This window comes from Pseudomonas sp. BCA17, assembly GCF_004519405.1.
Classification (GTDB): Bacteria; Pseudomonadota; Gammaproteobacteria; order Pseudomonadales; family Pseudomonadaceae; genus Aquipseudomonas.
Genome location: NZ_SGWI01000010.1, coordinates 168,119 through 178,874 on the forward strand (window position 1 = coordinate 168,119; position 10,756 = coordinate 178,874).

Annotated in this window: 3 protein-coding genes; 2 read left to right on the forward strand and 1 reads right to left on the reverse strand. The window is 61.5% G+C overall.

What is annotated here, in order from left to right; translation table 11 throughout:
- The first annotated feature begins 56 nt into the window (after positions 1-56).
- Positions 57-7,643: a type I polyketide synthase gene (locus EXW71_RS27720; RefSeq protein WP_134660728.1), complete on the forward strand. Its 7,587-nt coding sequence runs from the start codon at positions 57-59 to the stop codon at positions 7,641-7,643.
- Positions 7,644-7,680: 37 nt separating this feature from the next.
- On the opposite strand, the gene EXW71_RS27725 is transcribed toward EXW71_RS27720, so the two are convergent.
- A complete protein-coding gene (locus EXW71_RS27725; RefSeq protein WP_134660729.1) occupies positions 7,681-8,547 on the reverse strand; it encodes a class I SAM-dependent methyltransferase in 867 nt (288 codons plus the stop codon).
- 201 nt (positions 8,548-8,748) lie between these two features.
- On the opposite strand from EXW71_RS27725, the gene fabD reads away from it, so the two are divergent.
- Positions 8,749-10,746, forward strand: coding sequence for an ACP S-malonyltransferase (gene fabD / locus EXW71_RS27730; RefSeq protein ID WP_134660730.1), 1,998 nt, complete (start codon positions 8,749-8,751; stop codon positions 10,744-10,746).
- Positions 10,747-10,756 lie beyond the last annotated feature (10 nt).

Below are 10,756 nucleotides of genomic sequence, written 5' to 3' on the forward strand. Positions count from 1 at the left end.
TTGACCCGGCAGGCGATGCCGCTGGGTAAACCAGGACGGTAAGGGCATTCAGAACAATGAACAACACCACGTCGAACGATGCACATGACATCCGCTTGCCTAATCAGCGGCCCACTCAACAACACCCGACCACGCCGGCGCCACGCACCCGGCGGCAGATCGGTGAACCAACACAAGGCAGCGCGCCATCGCCAGCGCCGACTGCCAGCGTGGCGATTGTCGGTTTTTCCGGGCGTTTTCCCGGTGCCGACAACGCCGAGCAATTCTGGCAACTGCTGATGGAGGAGCGCTCGCAGATCAGCGAGCTGCCGTATTGGCATCTGCCGGGCATTGCCGAGCGTGCTCACCTGCGCGAGACATTCACCTGCCCGGGCGGTTTCATCAATGACCCGACCGCGTTCGATGCCGACTTCTTCAAGATATCCGCCCGCGAAGCCGAGGCCATGGACCCACAGCACCGGCTGGTGCTGGAGCAGACCTGGGCCGCTTTCGAAGACGCCGCCATCTGCCCGCACAACCTGCGTGGCAGCAACACCTCGGTGTTTATCGGCGTATCTTCCGCCGACTACAACGGTCTGTTGGCCCGTTCCGAAGCCGGTGCGCACGACGCCACGGGCAATGCGCATTCGATCATCGCCAATCGCATTTCCTACCTGTTCGATTTCCATGGCCCCAGCGCGCCCATCGATACCGCCTGTTCCAGCTCGCTGGTGGCAATACACAAGGCTGCGCAGTCGATCCTCAACGGTGACTGCACGGTGGCGGTCGCCGGTGGGGTCAATCTGTGCTTTGAACCGATGGTGTTCATTGGTGCGGTCAAGGCCGGCATGCTCAGCCCCACCGGGCGCTGCAAAGCTTTTGCCGCCGATGCCGACGGCTATGTGCGCGGTGAAGGCGTCGGGGTATTGATCCTCAAGGATTATCAGCAGGCACTGGCCGATGGCGACAACATTGTCGCGACGATTATTGGTTCGGCGGAAAACCATGGCGGCCACGCCAACTCGCTGACCGCGCCCAACCCCAGAGCCCAGGCCGACCTGATCAAACAGGCCTGCCGGGGCATCGACATCAACAGCATCGGTTACATCGAAGTCCACGGCACCGGCACACGCCTGGGCGACCCTATCGAAATCAGCGGACTCAAGCAGGCCTTTGCCGAACTGGGCGCCAGTGCCGGGCAGCGCTGTTACCTCGGCTCGGTGAAAACCAATATCGGCCACCTCGAATCCGCCGCCGGCATCGCCGGGGTAATCAAGACGTTGTTGGCGCTAAAGCAGGGTTATCTGCCCAAGAGCCTGCACAGCGAACAGCTCAATCCGTATATCGATCTGGCCGGCAGTCCGTTCGAGGTCCTGCAGGCTGGCCGGGAGTGGCCGCAATTATCCGACAGCCAGGGCAACAAGGCGCCGCGCCGGGCGGGTGTCAGCTCGTTCGGGTTTGGCGGGGCCAATGTTCATGTTGTGCTGGAGGCGGTTGGACTTGTTCCTGCGCTGACGGAACACGGGGTCGCCGCGACGATATTTCCGCTGTCTGCCAAAACCCTCGAAGCGCTGCAGTCGCGGGTTGAGCAGTTGATCGATTTTCTGCAACGCCAGCCTCAGGTGGTTCTTGCGGATCTGGCCGCCAGCCTGCAACTGGGTCGCGAGGCGATGGAATACCGACTGGTGATTGTGGCGAACAGCCGCGACAGTCTGTTGAGCCAACTGCATGCCAGCGGCCCCGGCGAAGGCGGTAAGCCTGCCAGCAAGATTGCGCCGGACGAGGTGCTTCGGGCCCTGCAACAACAAAATATCGACAGCGTGCTGACGCTGTGGCGCCGGGGCGCAACCGTGGACTGGCGTCAGCTGTATCAACAAAGCCAGCCGCGCCGAATCTCGCTGCCGACTTACCCCTTCAGCCGCGAGCGGTACTGGATCAGCGAATCTCCTGCGCTCGAGCGCACGGGCGAGGCGTGGCTGCATCCACTGGTACAGCGCAATACGTCGGATCTGGCAGGACAACGTTTCAGCAGCCGGTTTGACGGCAATGAATGGTTTTTTGCCGAACATCGGGTCAGTGGTTTGAAGATCCTGCCGGGTGTGGCTTATCTGGAAATCGCCAGGGTGGCGCTTGAACTGTCGCTGGCCAATGAGCGCGCAGTGGTTCGCCTGAAGAACATCGCCTGGCGCCGACCCATGCGCCATGACGGCGGCGAGCTGGCCATCGACATCGAGTTGGCGGAGCAGGACAACGGCGAGATTCGTTTTGAAATTCGTGGCACGCCGGCCGACGGCCCGAGCTATTGCGCCGGTGTGGCGACGGTCGGAGCCGCCGAGAGTCTGGCGCCGCTGGACCTGCAAGCCATCGCTGCCGCCACGACCGAGCAACGACTGGCGCCCGCGCAGTGCTACGAGATTTTCGGCGACATGGGACTGGAATACGGCGATCACTTTCGCCAGATCGGCGCGTTGCAGGCGGGCAACGGCCAAGTGTTGGCCAGGCTGGTATTGGCGGACGAAGGCACTGAGCGCGGCCTGTCTCCCGGCTTGCTCGACTCGGCGTTGCAGGCCGCATTGGGGCTGGCGTTACTGGAGCCGAATCAGCCGCACCAACAGCGCCAGCCACTGGTGCCGTTTGCGCTGGACACGGTGATTTTTGGCGACCTGAACCTGCTCAACCAGCCCTGCCATGCGTGGGTGCGCTACAGCGCCAGCCATCATCCGGGGCGTATCAATAAACTGGACGTGGACATTTGCGATGAGCAGGGCCGGGTGGCACTGCGCCTGCAAGGCTTCTCGTCGAGACGACTTGAGCCGGCAGCCACGCCGATGCTGACCATGACACCGGTCTGGCGCGATAAAGAACTCGTCCATACGGCTCATCGAAACTTCACCCGGCAGGTGATGGTGTTGGCCGGTGATCAACCCGTTGCGCTGGACGAATTGGCGGATCGCTGCCGGGCACTGGCTGGCAACAGTCGGCAGATCCACATCGAGCGGCTGCCCGTGCTATCGGATGACCCCGCAGTCGCGCTGCCATTGCTGGCGGGTTTCCTGATCAACCTTTTGAAAACCTGCCCTGCGGACACGCTGGTGCAACTGGTTTTTGCCGACCTTGATGAAACCGCCCCGGTCTTCGCCTCGCTGTTGGCGCTGCTGAAGACCGCAAAAAACGAAGGACTGATCGCTGCCGTCCAATCAATCGAAGTGCGCGGTAGCCTCTCGCCGCAGTGGCTGATCGACAATTGCCAGCAGGACGATGAGCGGGTGCGTTACCAGGGCGGTAGCCGTCAGGTGGCATCCTGGCAGGAGACGTTGCTGCCGGATGCTGACGCCACGCCATGGCGCGATGGCGGGGTCTACCTGCTGACCGGTGGCACAGGCGGCCTGGGCTTGTTGCTGGCCGAAAGCATCGCCCGGCAGGCACGGGGCGTGAGGCTGGTCCTGGCCAGCCGTTCGGCCAGTCAACGTTCAGCCGAAGTCAGCGGACGAATCGAGGCGATCAAGGCACTGGGTGCCGAGGTGCAAGTTGAAGCGCTGGACGTCGCCGACCCACGCGCAGTCGAGGCGCTGATCGCACGGTGCGAGCAAGCGTTCGGCACGATCAACGGGATTTTCCACTGCGCCGGCATCACCCGCGACAGCTTGCTCAAGAACAAAAGCGAGGCCGATCTGACGGCGGTGCTGGCACCCAAGGTGGCGGGCGTACTCAACCTGGATCGCGCCAGCGCGCATCTGCCGCTGGACTGTTTTGTGCTGTTCTCATCGGTCAGCACCGTGATCGGCAATCCGGGGCAGGGCGACTATGCGCTGGCCAACGCGTTCATGGACGAGTGGGCCGGCTGGCGTAATCGCGAGACCCAGGCTGGTCGCCGTCAGGGCCGCACCCTGGCGATCAACTGGCCGCTATGGCGCAACGGCGGGATGCAGATCGATGCTCAACGCGAGCAACAGATGGTCGAGCAGACCGGGATTCAACCCTTGAGTGACAGTGGCGGCCTGGATTTTTTACGCCGAGCTTTGGCCGATGCTCAGGGGGCCGAACGCTGGATGGTGCTGGAAGGGGATATCGCCAGGATCAAGACGTTTATCGCCGGGCAGTGGCAGGAGCCGCCAGCTGCGCCAATCACCCAAGCGCCGGTCGAGGCGGCACCCTTGGCGCAAACCGTGGAGGGCGACCTGAACGCGCTGGCGATCCGGCATTTCAAGCAACTATTGTCGAAAACCCTCAAGCGGCCATTGGATAAGATCGACAGTGACGGCTCGTTCGAGCGTTACGGGGTCGACTCGATCATGCTTACCGAGCTGACCACTCAACTGGAACGCACCTTTGGCTCGCTGCCAAACACCCTGTTGTACGAACACCAGACCGTGCGCGAACTGAGCGACTACTTCATCCGGCAGCACCCCGAAATGATGCGGCAGTTGCTGATGGCCGAGCCGGCCAGGCGCAGCATTCCCTCCGAAAAAGCGCCGCCATTAGCCACGGCACAAGTGTCCCGGCGCCAGCACAGCCGCCGTCAACCGCCAGTAACCGTGCCAGCGGCCAGCAACAACCGCGATCTGGCGATCATCGGCCTCAGTGGCCGCTACCCCGGTGTCGAAGACCTGGAAACGTTCTGGCAAAAAATTGCTGGCGGTGAAGACCTGATCAGCGAAGTGCCAACCGCGCGCTGGGATCACCAGGCGTACTTTGACGAGGCGCGCGACCGCTTCGACAAGACGTACTGCAAGTGGGGTGGCTTTCTCGACGAGGTCGAAGACTTCGATCCGCTGTTTTTCAACCTCTCGCCCCGAGAGGCGCAAATCATCAACCCCAACGACCGGTTGTTCCTGGAAACCTGCTGGAACCTGCTGGAAAGCGCCGGGATCACCCGGCAACAGATCAAGCAACGCTATCAACAACAGGTGGGTGTGTTTGTCGGTGTGATGTACCAGCAGTACCAGGCGTTCGAGTCGGATCTGGTCCGGGAGTCGTTGGTGTCGGTGACGTCCTACAGCGCGATTGCCAACCGGGTGTCCTATTTCTTCGATTTTCAGGGGCCGAGCCTGGCAATCGACACCATGTGTTCCTCGTCGATCTCGGCGATCCATGCCGCTGGCGAAGCGCTGCGCAATGGCGACTGTAGGCTGGCGATTGCCGGCGGCGTCAACCTGACCCTGCATCCGAAAAAGTACATTGGCCTGAGCGTCGGCCAGGTGCTGGGCAGTCATGCCGGCAGCCGCAGCTTTGCCGACGGCGACGGTTATCTGCCGGCAGAGGGCGTCGGGGCGGTGTTGCTCAAGACCCTGGCCGACGCGGAGCGCGATGGCGACCACATCCTGGCGGTGATCAAGTCGACCGCTACCAACCACGGCGGCCACACCCATGGCTTCTCGGTGCCGAGCGCCAAGGTGCAGGCGGCGCTGATCGACCGCAACTTCAAGCGCGCGGGGATTGACCCGTGCACCGTCAGTTACGTCGAGTCGGCGGCCAATGGTTCGGCGATGGGCGACGCCATCGAGCTGAGCGCGCTGAGCCGCATTTTTAGCGAAGCGGGGGTTGCCAGTCAGTCCTGCGCCATTGGCTCGGTCAAATCCAACATCGGCCATGCCGAAGCGGCTTCGGGCATGGCCGCGCTCAGCAAGCTGGTGCTGCAACTGCAACACCGGCAGCTGGCGCCGTCGCTGGTGCTGGGGCCACTGAATCCCAAGCTGGATTTCGAACACTCGCCGTTCGTGCTGCAACGTACCCTGGCCGATTGGCCTCAGCCGGTGGTCGAGATCGATGGCGTGTGGCAATCCGTTCCGCGCCGGGCATCGCTCAGCGCGTTTGGTGCCGGGGGCTCCAATGCCCATCTGATTATCGAGGAATATCCGACAGCGTCCGCGCCCGACGTAGTGCCGCCAGAAGACGGTGTTGTACATATCGTGCCGCTGTCAGCCAACAGCAGCGGTTCGTTGCAGCAGGCGGTGGCCAGGTTGGCGCGGCATCTGGATGCCCATCCGGATCTTCGGCTCAAGGATCTGGCCCACACTCTGCAAACCGGCCGGGAAGCGATGCCGCTGCGGCTGGCGTTACAAGTGAGCAGCACCGGCGAATTGCGCACGGTGTTGGCCGATATCCTGCGGCCACTGGAGCAGGGCGAACCGATGACCGTACTGGAAACACTCGATTTGCCACTGGCCTTCGGCAATGTCGACGAAGTGTCGGCGGCACTGGCCAGCTTGCTGTCCGGTGCGGGTGCCGTGGCGCTGAGCAACGGCCTGATCGAGGCTGATGACCGGAAACAACTGGCACTGCTCTGGACCCAGGGCGGCGAGATTGCCTGGGACAGGCTCGCGCGAAATAACGGTGCACGCCTTATCGCCTTGCCCACCTATGGCTTCGACAAGCAGCGTTACTGGCTGGAACAGTCAAACAAGGCGTTGCGTGAGGAGGTCACGGACGCGAGCCCGGCCAGCCCGGCAGTGGGCAAACACCACACCGCCGCCGAACAGGGCCTGCGTCTGCTGGCCGACTTGCTGGGCATGCAACCCAGCGACTTGTCGCCCGCCAAGCCACTCAACGCCTACGGCGCCGATTCCATCGTCATGTTGCAGTGGGCCATGCAGGTGCAAGCGCAGATTGATCCCGGACTTACCCTGGCTGATATCCAGCAGTGCCTGACCCTCGGTGACGTCCTGCAATTGCTGAGCGCAACGGCCAGTTTCAAAAAGCCGGTGCTGCCCCCGGAAATCATCGGCCTGTTGAGCGGTTCGACCACACGCTTCCCGGAGTTGCAACGACTCAATCAGGTGCAACATGGCCGGCCGGTGTTCTGGTTCCATGGCGCCTTGGGCGGCAGTGAAATCTATCAAGGTCTTGCCCAGCACATTCAGCGCCCGTTCTTCGGGCTTCAGGCCAGAGGCTGGATGACCGATCGCGCGCCGTTGCTGGGGATTTCGGCAATGGCCGCCTATTACGTCCAGGTCATCCAGTCGGTTCAGCAGCAGGGCCCGTACGATCTGGGCGGCTATTCGCTGGGCGGCATGCTGGCGTATGAAGTGACCCGGCAGTTGCAGGAACTGGGGGAAACCGTCACCAGCCTGGTGATGCTCGATTCACCGGACGTGACCGGCGAACGCACCGCACGCCTGTGCGACAAGACCCGCCTGTTGCAGACCGTCAACATGTCCTTGCAGATGACCATCGGCCAGACCCCGGAGCGCTTCGCCGAGGTGTTGATCCATCGCGATGAAGTCGATCTGTCGCTGGCGCCAGCGGACTACCGGCAGCAATTGACGGCACTGGCCCGGCAGCGGGGCCTGAAGACCAGCGACGAGCGTTTGCAGCAACTGATGGCGCAAGTGACGCAGATCCAGCAGGCGTATCAGGTTGAGCATTATCGAATCCAGCCATTGCCCAAAGCCTCGGACGTTGCCTGCTATTACTTTCGCAACGCCAGCGGTCTGTGGATGGGCGAACTGGAGCCGTTTTTCTCCACCGACAGCCAGGAGTTCGCCGCTTTCAACCACGCCGAATACTGGCAGGAGTGGCAGCGACAATTGCCGAATTTCGAGATGATCGAGGTGGCGTCGGCCAACCACATGACGTTGTTGACCCAGCCGGAAGTGTTCAGGGTGATCGCGCAGTTCTGTGCGTCCCTGTATGGCGAAAAGCGGGTGGAGAATGCCGTTGGATAATACCCAAAGCGGCGTCCCCACCCACGGCCCGAAGGGGCTAGGCGGTTTGTTTCAGGCGCCAGAACTTGTACGCCAGATGGCCGTTTTTATAGGCCTTGATGCCGCTGTCGTCGAAAAAATGGAACATGGTGTCGAACGCGTGCCAGACCTCGGGTGGCAGCGAATCACTGTGCTGTTTTTTCTCGTTCACCAGGCTCTTGAGCAGGTGCTTGAGGTGACCTTGCTCGCTTTCAAACGCCCTGATCACGCCTTCGGAAATGTCGGCATGTTCCTCAACCTTGAAGCCTGTGTGGCGAATCATTGCCTGGTGCTGCTCCAGCACGTTGGTGAAGAAGTCGACACCAATGCTGTCACGCTCGGACAGGGCACTGGTGTTGTCGCCTTTCATGGTGTCGGCATAAAAAAACAAGCCATCCTTTTTCAACACACGCTGCACCTCTTCACCAAACGTGTTGAGGTCGGGGTAGCAGTGGGACGATTCGATATTGATCACAACATCGAATTCGTTATCGGCAAAGGGCAGCGCCATCGCGTTGCCGCCAACGAAGGTCAGCCCTTCAATACGGTGTACCCGGTTGCACAACTCGATATGCGCCGGACAGAAATCCAGCCCGGTTATAGACGCGGCGCCGGTATAGCGGGCGAGGTAGGAGCAGTTGCCGCCGCGTCCCGAGCCAATTTCGAGGATCTTCTTGCCGCGCAGATCGGTATCGCCCAACAGGGTGCGGATCAGGTTCGCCGAGCATTTCTGCTCCAGATCTTCGTCATTGATCCAGTCAAAGCGGCTGTCTTTGGCCAGGTAGCCGTAGTTGAGGAAGGTCAGACGTTTGTCGGGAAACATCCGGGTCATCATGTCGTACCACTGACTGATCGGCGATACGGTTTCTTGTCCTTGGGTCGTCATGTCTACCTCCGTGTCGAAAATTGCTGGGTTTGCATTGCTCTGCCAACGGCGGCAATTGCATGGCGCTGATGCGGCCGCCTGAGGAGCATAGCGGTCATGGGCTAAGGCTCCGAATATTTTTTCATCGATATCGCAGACCGTTCCAGAGCGGCTCCTATACTGCGAGCCGTAACGTCAGCTATCTATTTCAGGACGAAATTTATGCCTTATCTTTTTCAGGGACAGACGTCTTGCGTGGTGTTCATGTTTCCCGGTCAGGGCTGCCAGTTCTATCAGATGGGCCGCGAGCTCTATCAGAACAACTCAGTGTTCCACCGCTGGATGAACGAACTCGACACACTGATCCACGCCGAACTGGGGCAGTCGGTGATTGCCGGGATTTATCACGACAACAGCCCGCGTTCAAAGGCTTTCGACGATATTCGCCTGAGCCATCCGGCGATCTTCATGATCGAGTACGCCCTCGGCAAGACACTGATCGAGCACCGCATCACCCCTGATTATCTGCTGGGCACCAGCCTGGGCGAACTTGCTGCCGCAGCGCTGGCAGACGTCATTTCTCTGTCCGACGCCATTCGCCTTGTTGTACGTCAAGGGCAACTGTTTCACCAGCGCCAGTCACCGGCAGGCGAGGGTGCAATGCTGGCGATCCTGGCCGAAGAGTCGCTGTATCAGCAGACGCCGTCGCTGCGCGAGCACTGCGATATCGCGGCCCACAACGCGCCTTCGCTGATCGTCGTCGCCGGTCCGACCAGCGCGATTGCCGATGCCGAACGCCACCTCAGCGCTCGGGACATCGTGTTCCAGCGTCTGCCGGTCAATCAGGCCTTTCATTCGCGCCATATCGATTTTCTCAGGCCGGAGGTCGAGGCATTGTTGCGCCAGACAAGCCTGCACAAGGCGCAGATTCCGGTGATCTCCTGCCACAACACCGAAACCTTGCAGCAGCTCGACGCCGATCACTTCTGGCAGACCATCCGCCAGCCGATCCGTTTTTCCCAGACCCTGGCGCGGATCGAGCGTGAGGCCGCCGAGCGCGGCGAATCGATGATCTACCTGGACCTTGGTCCGAGCGGCACGCTGGCCAACCTGATCAAACAGAATATTCGTGACCGTGCGTTGCCGCCGATTTTCCCGGTGCTCAGCCCGTTCGGCCGCGACCTGGAGAAATTCGACGAGGTGCTGACCCTCGGTCGTGCCTTGCAGCCGCTGCCGGCGAAATCTGCGCTGATAACACCGCCGACAGCAGCACCGGCTCAGGTGGCCGCGCCGCCCGCGACATTTCAGGTCCAGCAGCCGACCCGCCTGGTACAGCGCCCATCGACGCCAATGCCGTCCGGGCCGAAACGCGTCTATGGGTTTCCGGGGCAGGGTTCGCAGCGACTGGGCATGGGGGCGGCGTTGTTCGAACAGTTCCCCGAGCATCTGGCCGAGGCCGACAAAATCCTCGGCTATTCGCTGAAAACACTGTGCCTGGAAGACCCCGATCAACAGCTGTCCAACACCCGGTTTACCCAGCCGGCGCTGTACACCGTCAGTGCCTTGGCGTTCCTCGCCAAACAGCAGGCGGACCCGCGTAAAGCCGACTTTCTCGCCGGTCACAGCCTGGGCGAGTACTGCGCGCTGTTTGCCGCGGGTGCGTTCTCCTTCGAGACCGGGCTGAAACTGGTGAAAAAACGCGGCGAGCTGATGGCCCTGGCCACTGGCGGCAGCATGGCCGCTGTTATCGGTCGCAGTCCTGACGAAGTCAACGAGCTGCTGGCCCGTCACGGCCTCGGTGCGCTGGACGTTGCCAACTACAACTCACCCTCCCAGGTGGTGCTTGCCGGTCCGGTCGAGGCACTCAGCGAGGCGAAGGAGATTTTCCAGGCGATGGACATTACCTTTGTAGCGCTGCCAGTCAGCGCGCCATTCCATTCCCGCTACATGGAAGGCGCGATGGGGGCATTCGGCGAGTACCTGGCTACGTTCGAGTATTCACCGCTGCACACCCCGGTGATCGCCAACATCGACGCCGCGCCTTATCGCGATGATCAGTTGGTCGATAACCTGACCCGGCAGATCTGCGGCTCGGTGCGCTGGCTCGATACCGTGCAGTACCTGATGCGCCAAGGGGCATTCGAATTCGAGGAACTCGGGCCGGGCGAGGTGCTGACAAAACTCGTCAAAACCGTGCGAAACGCTGCCGCCTTTTCGTGACTGCACAATC

What these genes read in the sequence shown, in the direction of transcription:
- EXW71_RS27720 (WP_134660728.1), top strand. Translation starts at nt 57, where the DNA reads ATGAACAACACCACGTCGAACGATGCACATGACATCCGCTTGCCTAAT.
- EXW71_RS27725 (WP_134660729.1), bottom strand. Translation starts at nt 8,547, where the DNA reads ATGACGACCCAAGGACAAGAAACCGTATCGCCGATCAGTCAGTGGTAC.
- fabD (WP_134660730.1), top strand. Translation starts at nt 8,749, where the DNA reads ATGCCTTATCTTTTTCAGGGACAGACGTCTTGCGTGGTGTTCATGTTT.